Below are 13,900 nucleotides of genomic sequence, written 5' to 3'. Positions count from 1 at the left end.
TCAGCGGATGCCGCGGCCGCCGCGCGGTGCCGCGCGACGCTGAATCGACCCTACCAACGGCGGCCCCGCACAACGGATCCGGGCCCGATGGCGCGTGGTAGGTTCGAGCCGAGGAGGCACATCGTGGAGGTCATCCAGACGATTCAGGATTGGGCGTGGATCGGGTGGCTGGTCCTGATCCTGATCTTCCTCGTGATCGAGATGCTCACGCTCGACTTCACCTTCCTCATGATGAGCATCGGCGGGGTCGCGGGCCTCGCGTCCGACCTGCTGGGCGCGCCGCTCTGGCTGCAGGTCGTCATCGCCGGCGTCGTCGCCGGCGCCCTCATCTTCCTGCTGCGCCCGCCGCTGCTGCGGCGCCTGCGACGCGGAGAGGACCCGACGCCGAGCAATGTGGCGGCGCTCATCGGGCTGCCCGGCCGCGTGCTCTCCACCGTCTCCGGCGACGCGGGCCAGGTGAAGCTCTCCAACGGCGACATCTGGACGGCCCGCACCGAAGCCAAGGGTGCGATCGAGCCCGGCACGCCCGTGCGGGTCAGCCGCATCGACGGCGCGACCGCCTTCGTCCGCCCCGAATCCGAGGAGACCCCCGCATGACCGTCGAGGAAGTCGTCCCCATCGCGATCGGCTGGACCCTCGCCGTCGCGGTCGTCATCTTCGTGTTCGTCGTCATCGTGCGGTCCGTCCGCATCATCCCGCAGGCCACCGCCGGCATCGTCGAGCGCCTCGGCAGATACCACAAGACCCTCGCCCCCGGTCTGAACCTCCTCGTGCCGATCATCGACCGGCTGCGGCCCCTCCTCGACATGCGCGAGCAGGTCGTGTCCTTCCCGCCGCAGCCCGTCATCACGGAGGACAACCTCGTCGTCTCCATCGACACGGTCGTCTACTTCCAGGTCACCGACGCGCGCGCCGCGACCTACGAGATCGCGAACTATCTCGGCGCTGTCGAACAGCTCACGACGACGACGCTCCGCAACGTCGTCGGCGGGCTCAACCTCGAAGAGGCGCTCACCAGCCGCGACGAGATCAACGGCCAGCTGCGCGTCGTGCTCGACGAGGCGACGGGCAAGTGGGGCATCCGGGTGTCGCGCGTCGAGCTCAAGGCGATCGACCCGCCGCACTCGATCCAGGACTCGATGGAGAAGCAGATGCGCGCCGAGCGCGATCGTCGCGCCGCGATCCTGACCGCCGAGGGCACGAAGCAGTCCGCGATCCTCCAGGCCGAGGGCCTCCGCCAGGCGGAGATCCTCAAGGCCGAGGGCGACAAGCAGGCAGCCGTGCTGCGCGCACAGGGCGAGGCCGAGGCGATCGAGACGGTGTTCAACGCGATCCACCGCGGCGACGCCGATCCCAAGCTGCTGGCCTACCAGTACCTGCAGACGCTGCCCAAGATCAGCGAGAGCCCGTCGAGCAAGCTCTGGATCATCCCGAGCGAGTTCACCGAGGCGCTCAAGGGCGTCAGCGGCGCGTTCGCAGGCTCGCTCGCCGACGCCGCGAAGCGGGCGGATGCCGCGACGATGCCCGCTCCCGCACGGCATGCGGCGTCGCCCCCGCCCGCCGTCACGCCGCCCACCCCGACGCGGACCAGCGAGGCATCCCCCGACGACACGCTGCCGCACGCGTGACGCACCCCTGGTTCGAGGGCGCCGAGCGCCCTCGCGTGCTCGCGCACCGTGGACTCGTCACGCCCGACGGTGCACGGCACGGCATCGTCGAGAACTCCTTCGCCGCCGTCGCGGCCGCCCACGCCGCCGGCGTCGACTATGTCGAGAGCGACTGCCACCTCACCCGCGACGGCGTCGTCGTGCTCTTCCACGACCCCGATCTCGCGCGTGTGACGGGCGATCCGCGCCGCGTCGACGAGGTGACGGCACGCGACCTCGAGCACATCATGGCGAACCACGGCGGCCTGATCACCCTCGCCCAGGCTCTCGACACCTTCCCGGCTGTCCGGTTCAACCTCGACGTCAAGGCGGAGGGTGCCGCGGAGAAGGTGGGACGCCTCGTCGCCCGCCACGGGCACCGGGTGCTGTTGACGAGCTTCTCCGACGAGCGGCGCCGCGCGGCCCTCGACGCGGCCGCCGCGGCAGGCGGCGGGATCCGCCCCGCGACCTCGGCGGGAACCTCGGTCGTGACGCGCGTCGTCGGCGCCGTCTCGGTGCGGTCGCGCCGCCTCGCACACCGCGCTCTGGCGGGCGTCGACGCGCTGCAGGTGCCCGAACGACAGGGTCGACTGCGCGTCGTGACGCCTCGTCTGATCGACTACGCGCACACCGCAGACGTCGAGGTGCACGTGTGGACCGTGAACGATCCCGCCGACATGACACGACTTGTGGCGATGGGCGTCGACGGCATCGTGACGGACCGTGCCGACGTCGCCGTCACAGCGCTGCATCCACGGTCCTGAGTCCCACTCGGAGTGAGACGCCGTCCCCGCTGTGCATCGACTGTGAATGCCTGCCGGATGCCCCTTGTTCGGATGAGACGCCCAGGTCGCTTCGTTATACCTGTCTAGCGACGAGAGGACCCGAACAATGGCAGATCGCAGCCTGCGCGGCATTCGACTCGGCGCCCAGAGCCTGCAAAGCGAAGAGGGCGTCGTGTTCCATGAGCGTGCACAGCACATCTATTCGTGCACATCGTGCGGACGTGACACGACCCTGACCTTCGCGGCCGACGCTGAGGTGCCCGAGACCTGGGAATGCCGCACGTGCGGCGCCGAGGCTCTCCTGCGCATCGGCGAGGGCACCGCGACCGTCGACCACAGCGGTGACAAGACGCCGCGCTCCCACTGGGACATGCTGCTCGAGCGGCGCACGATCCCCGAGCTCGAGGAGCTCCTGGAGGAGCGGCTCGCCTATGTCCGCGCGCGCCGCGGCGCCGGCGAGGACGTCACCGTCGACAAGATCAGCGCCTGACCCGAATCAGACGTTCTCCGAGACGCCGGTCCCTTCGGGGGCCGGCGTCTCGCTGTGCGCGCCGCGCTCGCGACGGCGTACGCGGGCGATGATCCCGATCGCGACGAGCGCGGCGAGGCTCCCCCACGCGAGGAGCGCCTTGATGCCGGCACCCGCGACGACGGCCGGAGTCAGCCCCGTGCGCACCGGCACGTCGGTGAGCATCTGGCCCGCCTTGTCGGCCGGGAGCCCGTCGATCGTCGTGCCGTCGGGCGCGATGACCTGACTCGTGCCGACCGTCGAGAGGTTGACGACGGAGCGACCCGTCTCGATGGCGCGCATGCGCGCGAAGGCGAGCTGCTGCAGGTTCTCGTTCGTGCCGCGGAAGTCGGCGTTGTTCGTCTGGAACATGTAGACCTCGGCGCCGGCCTGCGCGCCGTCCCAGATGACGTCGTCGTAGATGACGTCGAAGCAGATCGCCAGGCCGACCCCCACGCCGTTCACGTCGACCATCGGCGTCGAGGTGCCGGGCGTGTACTCGCGCTGGATGAGGTCGATGAGCTCGGGCGCGAATCCGCGCCAGAACCAGCGGTCGGGCACGTACTCGCCGAACGGCACGGGATGCCGCTTGTCGTAGGTGTCGACCGGGTTGTCAGCGTGCGCCTCCCACAGCAGCGACGAGTTGAAGTACTCGTCGCCGCGCTGCGTCACGGCGCTCACCAGGAGAGGTGCGTCGAGGCGCTGGGCGAGGGAGTCGAGGACGACCGCGGTCGACTCGTTGCGCGTCGGGTCGGAGTCGATGCCGCCCTCAGGCCACAGCAGCACGTCCATGTCCTCGTCGAGCAACGGCTTGGTCGCCTCGAGCTGCGCCCGGAACACGTCGTTCGGTCCGCGCTGGTCGAAGTAGCCGGCGGGCCCGTTGCCCTGCACGGCTCCCACGCGGATCGTGCCGTCCGGCGTCGTCGGGAACTGCGGCGGCACGACCAGCAGCACCAGCGCGACCGCGACCGGGATGAGGGTGCGCAGGTCGCGCCAGCGCGCGACCCGGATGTACTCGACGCCCGCGGCGCACACGAGCACGATGAGGAACGACAGGCCCGACATCCCGACCCATGACGCGACGTCGGCGAGCGGTCCGTTCGCCTGCGAGACGCCGAGCCGCCCCCACGGGAAGCCGCCGTAGGGGAACGTCCCGAGCACCTCTTCGCGCAGCGTCCACAGCCCGGCGACGAGTGCGGGCAGCACGACCAGGCGGCCCCACGCGCCGGGCAGCACGCGCGGCGTCCAGCGGTACGCGAGCGAGATCGGCACGGCGAACGCGGCCGTGAGGAGCGACTCGAGCATCGACAGCGCGATCCACGGTTCCGGACCGAGGTAGCGCGCCGTGAACCACAGGTTGACGAAGAAGAAGGCCGCGCCGAACACGAAGCCCACCAGCACCGCCGACCAGGCGCGGCGGCCGACGAGGCTCACGAGGGCCAGCGGCACGCAGGCGAACACCATGGGCCACCACGACATCGCGGGGAACGCCGTGTTGAGCAGGAGACCCGAGACGAGGGATGCCGCGACCGCCGCCCACAGCGGCAGGAGAGGTCGCACGGGGTCGAGCGGGGCGTCGGGCACGGAACGAGCCTAAGCGTCTGCGAAGGGTCAGACCGACGAGTAGGCGACGATGCCCCACCGCACCGAGTCGAGCGCCTTGCGCGCGACACCGCCGAGACCCGCATCGGCCACGAGCGAGAGCTGGTCGAGGAGGTCGATCGTCTGCTTCGCCCAGCGCACGAAGTCGCCCGCCGCCATGTCGGCCTCGGTCAGAACGCGATCGAGCGGCACGCCCTTCGCCCAGGAGTGCATCGCCTGCGCAAGCCCCGCCGCGGGCGGCTCGGAGCCGGGAAGGTGGTGATCGCGCTCGACGTCGTCGAGGCGCTGCCACAGGTCGAGCGTGTCGCCGAAGGCGCGGCGGAAGGGCCCCCGCGGCAGACGCTGCTCCCCCGGTGCGCCCTCGTCGCGGCGGGGCTCGTAGACGAGGCAGCACGCGAGCGCGGCGAGGGAGGCGGCATCCAGCTCGTTCCAGATGCCCGTGCGCAGCGACTCGGCGACGAGCAGGTCGCGCTCGCCGTAGATGCGTCGCATCGTGCGGCCGGACGACGTGAGGGCCGTCGTGCCGGCCTCGTCGATCGTGACGTAGTCGAGCTGGGCGAGCACGTCGACGACGCGGTCGAAGATGCGCGCGACCGTGCCGGTGCGCGTCTCGATCTGCCGGCGGATGCCGTCGATCGTGCGCTTGAGGCGCCAGTACCGCTCGGCCCAGCGCGCGTGGTGCTCGCGGTCGGGGCATGAATGGCAGGGATGCCGCTGCATCTGCCGGCGCAGCGACGAGATCTGGCGCTGCCGCTGGTCGCGGGTCGCCCGCGAGGCGTTCGCGTCCTTGCGGTTGGTCTTCTCGAGGTCGCTGAGCTCGCGGCGGATGCGCGAGTACTCGGCGTAGTCGCCCCGATCGCACGTCATCGCCTTCTCGTAGCCGGCGAGCGACTCCTCCTGCTCCTTGACCTGCCGGGCCAGCCCGACGACGGCGCGGTCGGCCTGGAACTGCGCGAACGAGGACTCGAGGATCTCGCGCGCCTTCGCACGGCCGAACTGGTCGATGAGGTTCACGGCCATGTTGTAGGTCGGCCGGAAGCTCGAGTTGAGCGGATACGTGCGCCGCGAGGCGAGGGCGGCGACGGCCTGCGGATCGAGGCCCTCGGTCCACTGGATGACGGCGTGGCCTTCCACGTCGATGCCGCGCCGGCCGGCGCGGCCGGTGAGCTGCGTGTATTCGCCCGACGTGATCGCGACGCGGGCCTCGCCGTTGAATTTCTCGAGCTTCTCCAGCACGACGGTGCGCGCCGGCATGTTGATGCCGAGCGCGAGGGTCTCGGTCGCGAACACGACCTTGACGAGCTTGCGCTGGAAGAGCTCCTCGACGACCTCCTTGAACGCCGGAAGAAGGCCGGCATGGTGCGCCGCGACGCCGCGCTCGAGGTTGTCGAGCCAGTCGAAGTAGCCGAGCACCGCGAGGTCTTCGTCCAGCAGCGTCCGCGTGCGGTCCTCGACGATCGCGCGGATCTCTCGCCGCTCGTCGGGGCTTGTGAGACGGACGCCGGACCGCCGCACCTGCTGCACGGCGGAGTCGCACCCGACCCGGCTGAAGATGAAGAAGATGGCGGGCAGGAGGTTCGCCCGGTCGAGCAGTTCGACGACCTCGGGGCGGTCGAGCCGCTCGATGCGCTGCACGTTGGCGGAGCGCACGGGACGCTGGCCCCCCTTGTGCGGACGACGACGGGATGCCTCGTACCCGCGCTGGCCGGCGCTGCGCATCGACTGCGCCCGCCGGTTGTTCTCGAAGGTCGAGCCCTTGAACGACCGGATGCGCATGAGCTCCTGGTTGACCTGCGCCGTCGCGATGCCGGCGCGGTCGTCGAAGAGCGGGAGCAGGTCTGCGCGCACGAGGACGTGCTGCTCGAGCGGCACGGGGCGGATCTCGGATACGATCACCTCGGTGTCGCCGCGCACCGTGTCGAGCCAGTCGCCGAACTCCTCGGCGTTGGAGACCGTCGCCGACAGCGACACGAGCCGCACCTCGGGCGGGAGGTGGATGATGACTTCCTCCCACACCGCCCCGCGGAACCGGTCGGCGAGGTAGTGCACCTCGTCCATCACGACGTAGCGGAGGCCGCGCAGCGCCGGGGAATCGGCGTAGAGCATGTTGCGGAGCACTTCCGTCGTCATGACGACGATGCGCGCGTTCCCGTTGATGTTCGTGTCGCCCGTGAGGAGCCCCACGTCGTCGGGGCCGTAGACGTCGACGAGCTCGCGGAACTTCTGATTCGACAGCGCCTTCATGGGCGTCGTGTAGAAGGCCTTCGGCGGATGTTTCGCGTCCGAAGGCTCGCGCATCGCGAGGTGGATGGCGAACTCGCCGACGATCGTCTTGCCGGCCCCGGTCGGCGCCGCGACGAGCACGCTGCGACCCTCTTCGAGGGCGCGGCATCCCGCCAGCTGGAACGGGTCGAGCGTGAACCGCTGGGATGCCGCGAACGCGGCCGTGACGGGATGCGCACGCTCGTCACGCGCGCGGGAGTAGCGCTCGGCCGGGCTCGGCTGGCTCACGCGGCCGCCTCGGGCGGCAGCAGCGCGGCTTCGCGCCGCGCCCGGCGGCGATCGAAGAGCATCGAGATCGCCGCCGCCGCGAAGAACAGCACGATGAGGATGCCGGCGAGGATGAGCATGCTCACGATGTCGGCGGCCGGCGTCGCGAGGGCCGCGAACGCCGTCGCGACGATGACGGCGACGCGCCAGCCCTTCAGGATCGCGCGACCCGACATGACGCCGGCGAGATTGAGCGCGACGAGGAAGACGGGCAGGACGAAGGCGACGCCGACCACCACGAGGAGCTTGAAGACGAAGTCGTAGTAGTACTGGGCGTCGTAGAACGACGCCCCGCCCTCGGGGACGAAGCCGTTCATGAGCTCGACGATGTGCGGCATGACCTGCAGACCGACGTAGGCGCCGATGAAGAACAGCGGGATCGCGGCGCCGAGGAAGCCCCACGTGTAGCGGATCTCCTTGCGGGTGAGGCCGGGCATGATGAACGCCCAGATCTGCCACATCCAGATGGGGGCGGAGAGCATGATGCCGATCGCGAACGAGATGCGCAGGCGCAGGTCGAACGCCGACGTCACTGTGCTGTACATGAGCTCGACCTTGGCGGAATCGCCCTGCTCGGCGGCGATGACGCGGATGGGCTGCGTGATGAGCCAGAGCACCCAGTCGGTGATGAAGAACGCGACGACCATGCCCACGATGAGGGCGATGGCGGCGATGACGAGCCGCTTGCGCAGCTCGACGAGGTGCTGCCCGAGCGACATGCGCTTGTCATGCCGCGGTGATTCGGGCTCCTCGATGCGCGGCGGTCCGGCCGTGGCCACGGACTACGGCTTGGGTTCGGCGGAGTCCGCGGGCTTCGGGGGCGTCGCCGCTGTCGACGTCGTGTCTGCGGCGGTGGAAGAGGCGGTGCCGTCGGCCGGCTTCTCGTCGTCTTCCTTCATCGCCTTCATCTCGCCGCGGAACACGCGGGCGGACTGGCCGACGCTCTTGGCCAGGGCGGGAAGCTTCGCAGCGCCGAACAGGAGCAGGATCACGGCGAGCAGGATGAGAAGGTGCCAGCCGTTGAGGTTGCCGAGCATGTTGGGCTCCGAGTCTGTGTGCGGGGATCCAGTCCAGTCTAAACCCGGGCGCATCCGCATCCGCCCGCGTCAGCGGTACTGCGCGAGTCCCGCGGCGGCCCAGTCGGCCGCCGCACGGCGCGCCGCGTCGGGCTCGAGGATCTCGACGGCACCGCCGCGGCGAGCCGCGAGACGGCGCAGGCTCCGCTCGTCCGCGACGCGCATCGTCGCGATCGACACGTCGTCGGTCGTGTGGACGTCGGCGCGGTCGAGGTAGTCGCCCAGCAGCGGACCGACGGCCGCCGGGAACCGCACGCGCACGACGATGTCGTCGTCGCTCGTCTCGAACCAGGCCGGGGCGGGATCCTCGCCGTGCGTGATGGGGATGTCGGTGAGCCGGATCTCGCTGACCCGGTCGAGGTGGAAGGTGCGCATCGCCTCGCGCAGGTGGCACCAGCCCTGCAGGTACCACTGCCCGTTGGCGATGTGCACCTTCACGGGGTCGACGGTGCGGGTCGTGGGCGCGGCATCCGGAGCCTTGTACGTGAACGAGACGGCGACGCCGTCGCGGACCGCCGCGGAAACGACAGCGCGGGCTTCGTCGACGGGCGCGGGAGCGACGATGACGTCGGCGGGCGTCGCCGAAGCGCCGCGCGCGAGTTTGGCGAGGAGGCCCGTGTACAGGTCGGTGTCGCCGACGCCGGGGATCGTGCGCGCGAGCTGCAGGCCCGCCAGAAGCGCGGCGGCTTCGCGCGCCGTGAGCTTGGGGCTCCGCTCGAGCCCGACGGAGTTGGTGATGACGATGAGTCCGCGCTCGTCGAGCAGGTCCCAGTCGATGTCGAACAGGTCGTTGGCCATCTGCCAGTACCCGCGCTCGCCCGGGAGGCCGATCACGGTGAGCTTCTCGACCATCGACCGCATCTGGTCGGGCGACACGTCGAACTCGTCGGCGGCCTCCTCGATCGACACCTCGCCCTTGCCGATGAGGTACGGCACGAGCTGGAGCAGGATCGCGGCGCGGTCGGTCGCGATGAGGGGTCGGCGTGTCGTCATGCCGCGCCTCCGTGCAGCTCCAGCGTCGCGGCGAGGCGCGCGATGACCTGTTCCCGGAGCCTGTCGGGCTCGACGACGCGCACCTCCGGACCGTACGACGCGAGCTCTTCGGCGAAGATCTGCTCATCGACGTAGGGCACGCGGATGCCCTGCGGCGCCGGCCGCGACCGTCGGCTGAGCCGCAGCGCCGCCTCCGTCCCGGGGTTGACCTCGAGGAGTGCGAGCTGCCGCTCCGCGAGCTCCTCCAGCCCCGCGAGTGCCCGCTCCCCCGCCCCGTCGCGCAGCGCGGGCTCGAAGCCCTCGCGGGTCGTCGCGACCTCCCCGACGATGCGGGAGAGGAGGAACGTGCGGTCGGCGTCGACATTCAAGTCGAAGCCGAAGATGTGCCAGCGCGCCTCGTACTCCACGAGCGCCAGCGGTCGCACGCGGCGCTGCCGAGGAGCCTGCTCGCCGGGCTTGAGATACGCGAAGGTCACGACGCGGCACTCCTCGATCGCCCGCTGGAGCGCGGGAAACGACGGGTCGTGGAGGCTGATGCGCGGCGAATAGCCGATGATCGGATCATCGACCGCGATGCCCAGGGCACGGATCTTGCGCAGGCCGCTGCGGGCGTCCGACGACATCGAGCTCTCGCTCCAGACGCCGCCGGCGAGGTTGAGCAGGGCGATCTCGGCGGGCGTGAAGACGATGTCCTCGGGCAGCTCGTACTCGGCGGAGGGCACGCGGTAGCGGGCCTCGCGGAGGTCGTCGGGGTCGGTGCGGTCGCCGATCGTCTCGATCGGGACGCCGAGGCCGCGCAGGCTCTCCTTGTCGCGCTCGAACATCTTCTCGAGCGCGTCCTTGGACGCGCCCGCGTCGCCCTGCTCGCGGTAGCCCGACACGCTCGTGAGGATCGTGTCCTTCGTGAGGCCCTGCTCGGTCGCCATGAGGGCGACGACGAGGTTCAGCAGCCGCTCCTCGGGCGGATTGCGGACAGGGGGCTTCGCGGGCACCTCCTCATCCTAGGGTCGCCCGGGGGTCGCGCCGCCGCTCGGTGAGGCGCCTGCGACCTACTGGGCGGCCGCCGCGTCGACGCCGAGGACGTCGATCACGAAGACGCGCGCGCCGCTCGCCGACGACCCTCCGGACGCCTTCTCGGCGGGGACCACGACGAGCAGCTGCGAGCCGACCGTCACGTCGCCGAGAGCCTTCGCCGCGCCGGGCACGAGCGCCTCGAGCGTCGTCGAGGCCGCTTCGCTGTCCCATGTCGTCTCGATCACCTTGCGGTCGTCCCACGACACGCTCGTGTAGTTGACGCGGACGTTCTGGTCGCCCGACACCTTCTCGCCGTCGCCCTTGATCAGGGTCTGGGCGGTGAGCTTCTCGGGGGCGGCGGAATCGGGGACGATGACGCCCGGCCGGCCGTCGGGCGCGCGCACGACCGTGGGCATGCCCATGGCGTCGTTGTAGACGAGCGATCCCTGAGCGCGCGGCAGGTACACCTTCTGCAGGTCGACGATCGCGACCGCGGAGTCCTTCTCGCCGAGGCCCAGGCTCGCCGCCGTCTCGGTCTCGATGCCGCCCGGCGGGATCGCGACGACGATGCGCGAGCCCTCCGTCGCGCATTCGAGCGCCGTGTCCAGCGCCGGCACCGCCTGCGTCCACCGCGAGAACGCGTTGACCCGCGAGGCGTCGCCGTTGTACTGCGTCGCGACGACGGGCTCCCCCGTCTTGCCGCTCACGATCGTGATGTCCAGCACGACCGCCTGGTTGTCGGACGAGATGGCCGGGCCATCGCCCGTCACGGCGTCGGAGAACGACGTCTCGTCGACGTGGAACGGCGTGTTCACGCTCACGTCGGGCTCCTTGCCCACCTCGCCCGACACCGTCACGAGGTCCGTCGCCGACGTCGTCGACGACGGCCGGGGGCACGACTCGAAGCCGGCAGGCACGGCGCAGCCGGCGAGGCCGACGGCGGTCAGTCCGAGGACCGCGAGGAGAGCGGGGAGTTTGCGCACCGGAACAGTTTAGGCGGAAGGCTCCGGGTCGCCCGACGCGCCCTGCTCCGGCTCGCCCGACGCCGCGGCGGCCTGACGTGCGCCGTCGGCCGCGCGCTGGGCCTCGCGCACGCGCTTGCGCAGGTTCTTGTCGGTGATCTGACGGTCGCCGACGGCTCCCGGGGTCCACAGCTCGACGTCCTCGTCGCCGTAGCTGGTCTTCGACGCCCGGCGCTTCTGCTCGGGCGGAACGGCGCCGGGGGCGAGCCGCCGCGCCCACACGAGGAATCCCGTGTGCGCGACCATGCGGTGATCGGGACGCACGGCGAGGCCCTCGACGTGCCAGCCGCGCACCATCGTCTCGTTCGCGTCGGGCTCGGTGAAAAGGCCCGTGCCCCGGATGTACTCCGCCACCCGGCTCAGCTGCGTCGCCGTGGCGACGTAACAGACGACGACACCGCCGGGGGTGAGCGCGTCGGCGACGACGTCGATGCACTCCCACGGCGCGAGCATGTCGAGCACGACGCGGTCGACGGATGCCGGAGCCACGGCCTGCGGCAGCGCCTCGACGAGGTCGCCCACGACGACCTCCCAGTTCGGCGGGGCCTCGCCGACGAAGGTCTCGACGTTGGCCTGGGCGACCTCGGCGAACTCCGGGCGCCGCTCGAACGAGACGAGGCGCCCTTCCGTCCCGACGGCCCGCAGGATCCAGAGCGACAACGCGCCCGATCCCACGCCCGCCTCGACGACCGTCGCACCGGGGAAGACATCGGCCTCGGCGAGGATCTGCGCGGCGTCCTTCGGGTAGACGATGGCGGCGCCGCGCGGCATCGACATGACGAAGTCGCGCAGCAGCGGGCGGAGGGCCAGGTACTCGTGGCCGCCGCTGTTGACGACGACCGAGCCGTCGGGCTGCCCGATGAGAGCCGTGTGCTTGAGGACGCCGTGGTGCGTGTGCAGCTCTCCCTCCTCGCGGAGGGTGATGGTGTGCAGCCGGCCCTTCGGGCCCGTCAGCTGCACACGGTCGCCGATGCGGAACGGTCCGCTGGGTCGCGACGAGGTCATCGGACGGCTCCCTTCCGAGCGGTGTGCTCGCTGTGGAACGCCGCGATGTCGTCGGCGGTGCGGCCCTCGAGAGTGGGCCAGACCGCGTGCGCGCCGGCACCCGCGACCGACACCATGAGGGGCACCCCGATCACCGCGGCGCCGGATGCGACGGCCGATCGCAGGCCGTTGGGCGAGTCCTCGATCGCGACGGTGTCGGCGGGCGCCACGCCGAGCAGGTCGCACGCCTGGAGGTAGGGGTCGGGGAAGGGCTTGGGCCGGGTCGCGTCGTCGCCCGCGACGATGACGTCGAACGCGTCGAAGTCGATGAGGCCGACGACCGACTCCGCCATGCGCCGCAGCGACATCGTCACGAGGCCGGTCTTGATGCCGGCCTCGCGGAGGCTCGCCAGCAGGTCGCGGGCCCCGGGGCGGAACGGCACGCCCTTCGTCGCGAGCTGGCCCATGACGTCGTCGGTGAGGTGGTCGACGATGTCGGCGATGCCCATGCGCACGCCCGCGTCCTGGAAGATGCGCGCGGAGTCCTCGAGGCCGAGGCCGACCAGGCGCAGCGCCTGCTCGTGCGACCACGTGCCGCCGTACTCCTCGACGAGGGGCGTCTCGGCGGCCATCCAGTAGGGCTCGGTGTCGACGAGAGTGCCGTCCATGTCCCAGAGGACCGCGGCGGGAAGGGGCGTACTCACCGCACCATGCTACCGAGCGGCTCCCGCGGGCTTCGGGCGCGCCGACGCCCGGGCCGCCCGGTCGGGCGGCGAGACGCCTATCCTGGAAGGAACCCCCGAGGGGGTCGAGGAGGGTGCGTGGACGGACTGGGACGCCGAGTGCTCGTTGCCGCGTTCGACGGCTGGAACGATGCGGGCGAGGCCGCGTCCTCCGCCATCACGCAGCTGCGCGAGAGCGGCGACTACGAGACCGTCTTCTCGATCGATCCCGAGCTGTACTTCGACTATCAGTACACGCGTCCCCAGATCGCGAGCGACAACGACGGCCGCCGCACGCTCCGCTGGCCCGAGGCCACGATCCTGCGGCCCAAGCGCGCGACGCGCGGCACGCAGCTGTGGCTTTTGACGGGCGTCGAGCCCGCCCGGGCCTGGCAGGCGTTCGCCGGAGAGTTCATCGACGTCGCGCTCCGCGAGGACATCACCGGCTTCGTCGCGATCGGGTCGATGATGTCGGACGTCCCGCACACGCGCCCCATCTCCGTCTTCGCCGGCAGCGAGAACGACCGCCTGCGCACGGCGCTGAGCCTCGAGCGCAGCACCTACGAGGGCCCCGTCGGCATCCTCAGCGTGCTGTCGTACGCCGCCGACGCCGCGGGCATCCCGGCGGCGAGCCTCTGGGCCAGCGTGCCGCACTACGTCGCGGGGCACACGCCCTCGCCTAAGGCCACCCTCGCCCTCCTCGACCGGCTGGAAGACATCACGGGCGCCCAGATCGAGCGCGGCGACCTCGCGAGCGAGGCCGTCGCGTGGGAGGCCTCGATCGACGCGGCCGCGGCCGACGACGAGGAGATGACGGAGTACATCCGCCAGCTCGAGCGCACGCGCGACACGTGGGACTCCCCCGAGGCGTCTGGCGACGCCATCGCGCAGGAGTTCGAGCGCTATCTGCGGCGCGGCGGCGGCGAAGGGCCGAGCAAGCCCGGCCGCGACGAGCCGCGCCGCTAGCGCGGCATCCACTCCCCGATCGACGGGCGGAC

Annotated in this window: 14 protein-coding genes; 5 read left to right on the top strand and 9 right to left on the bottom strand. The window is 71.1% G+C overall.

Annotated elements, in window-relative coordinates; genetic code table 11:
* The first annotated feature begins 123 nt into the window (after positions 1-123).
* The 4 genes from ACH3VR_RS05305 (at position 124) to ACH3VR_RS05290 (ending at position 2,921) form a co-directional block, all read left to right on the top strand.
* Entirely contained in the window at positions 124-597 is a 474-nt protein-coding gene (locus ACH3VR_RS05305; RefSeq protein ID WP_396639726.1) for an NfeD family protein, read from the top strand.
* Entirely contained in the window at positions 594-1,628 is a 1,035-nt protein-coding gene (locus ACH3VR_RS05300) for an SPFH domain-containing protein (RefSeq protein ID WP_396639725.1), read from the top strand. The genes ACH3VR_RS05305 and ACH3VR_RS05300 overlap by 4 nt, the downstream gene beginning before the upstream one ends.
* Positions 1,625-2,410, top strand: a complete 786-nt coding sequence (locus ACH3VR_RS05295; protein ID WP_396639724.1) for a glycerophosphodiester phosphodiesterase family protein — start codon at positions 1,625-1,627, stop codon at positions 2,408-2,410. Before ACH3VR_RS05300 ends, ACH3VR_RS05295 begins: the two co-directional genes overlap by 4 nt.
* 127 nt (positions 2,411-2,537) lie before the next feature.
* Positions 2,538-2,921 (top strand): RNA polymerase-binding protein RbpA, encoded by a 384-nt coding sequence (locus ACH3VR_RS05290; protein WP_396639723.1) that lies wholly within the window; start codon positions 2,538-2,540, stop codon positions 2,919-2,921.
* Between the two features lie 6 nt (positions 2,922-2,927).
* Here ACH3VR_RS05290 and lnt read toward each other — a convergent pair whose 3' ends face one another.
* The 9 genes from lnt to ACH3VR_RS05245 all read right to left on the bottom strand — a co-directional run bounded on the left by lnt (position 2,928) and on the right by ACH3VR_RS05245 (position 12,884).
* Entirely contained in the window at positions 2,928-4,523 is a 1,596-nt protein-coding gene (lnt, locus tag ACH3VR_RS05285) for an apolipoprotein N-acyltransferase (protein WP_396639722.1), read from the bottom strand.
* Positions 4,524-4,550: 27 nt separating this feature from the next.
* A complete protein-coding gene (locus tag ACH3VR_RS05280; protein WP_396639721.1) occupies positions 4,551-7,052 on the bottom strand; it encodes a DEAD/DEAH box helicase in 2,502 nt (833 codons plus the stop codon).
* Positions 7,049-7,810 (bottom strand): twin-arginine translocase subunit TatC, encoded by a 762-nt coding sequence (gene tatC / locus ACH3VR_RS05275; protein WP_396640445.1) that lies wholly within the window; start codon positions 7,808-7,810, stop codon positions 7,049-7,051. The genes ACH3VR_RS05280 and tatC overlap by 4 nt, the downstream gene beginning before the upstream one ends.
* Before the next feature lie 63 nt (positions 7,811-7,873).
* Positions 7,874-8,128 carry a Sec-independent protein translocase subunit TatA gene (gene tatA / locus ACH3VR_RS05270; protein ID WP_396639720.1) on the bottom strand — a complete coding sequence of 85 codons (255 nt, stop codon included), beginning with the start codon at positions 8,126-8,128 and terminating at the stop codon, positions 7,874-7,876.
* Between the two features lie 69 nt (positions 8,129-8,197).
* Positions 8,198-9,160, bottom strand: coding sequence for a helix-turn-helix transcriptional regulator (locus ACH3VR_RS05265; protein WP_396639719.1), 963 nt, complete (start codon positions 9,158-9,160; stop codon positions 8,198-8,200).
* The gene (locus tag ACH3VR_RS05260) at positions 9,157-10,086 is read right to left on the bottom strand and encodes a helix-turn-helix transcriptional regulator (RefSeq protein ID WP_396640444.1); all 930 of its coding nucleotides are present in this window, start codon (positions 10,084-10,086) and stop codon (positions 9,157-9,159) included. Before ACH3VR_RS05260 ends, ACH3VR_RS05265 begins: the two co-directional genes overlap by 4 nt.
* A 123-nt stretch (positions 10,087-10,209) precedes the next feature.
* A complete protein-coding gene (locus ACH3VR_RS05255) occupies positions 10,210-11,157 on the bottom strand; it encodes an FKBP-type peptidyl-prolyl cis-trans isomerase (protein ID WP_396639718.1) in 948 nt (315 codons plus the stop codon).
* Between the two features lie 9 nt (positions 11,158-11,166).
* Entirely contained in the window at positions 11,167-12,201 is a 1,035-nt protein-coding gene (locus ACH3VR_RS05250) for a tRNA (adenine-N1)-methyltransferase (protein WP_396639717.1), read from the bottom strand.
* Complete coding sequence (locus tag ACH3VR_RS05245; RefSeq protein ID WP_396639716.1) at positions 12,198-12,884, bottom strand: HAD family hydrolase; 687 nt, start codon at positions 12,882-12,884, stop codon at positions 12,198-12,200. Before ACH3VR_RS05245 ends, ACH3VR_RS05250 begins: the two co-directional genes overlap by 4 nt.
* A 117-nt stretch (positions 12,885-13,001) precedes the next feature.
* Between ACH3VR_RS05245 and ACH3VR_RS05240 the strand changes: the two genes are divergently transcribed.
* On the top strand, positions 13,002-13,868 hold the full coding sequence (locus tag ACH3VR_RS05240) for a PAC2 family protein (RefSeq protein WP_396639715.1): 867 nt from the start codon (positions 13,002-13,004) through the stop codon (positions 13,866-13,868).
* The last annotated feature ends 32 nt before the right edge of the window (positions 13,869-13,900 follow it).

Origin of the sequence: Microbacterium alkaliflavum (assembly GCF_044325405.1) — a bacterium.
Classification (GTDB): Bacteria; Actinomycetota; Actinomycetes; order Actinomycetales; family Microbacteriaceae; genus Microbacterium; species Microbacterium alkaliflavum.
Note: the sequence above shows the minus strand (reverse complement) of the source record. Positions and strands in the feature narration are given on the sequence as shown.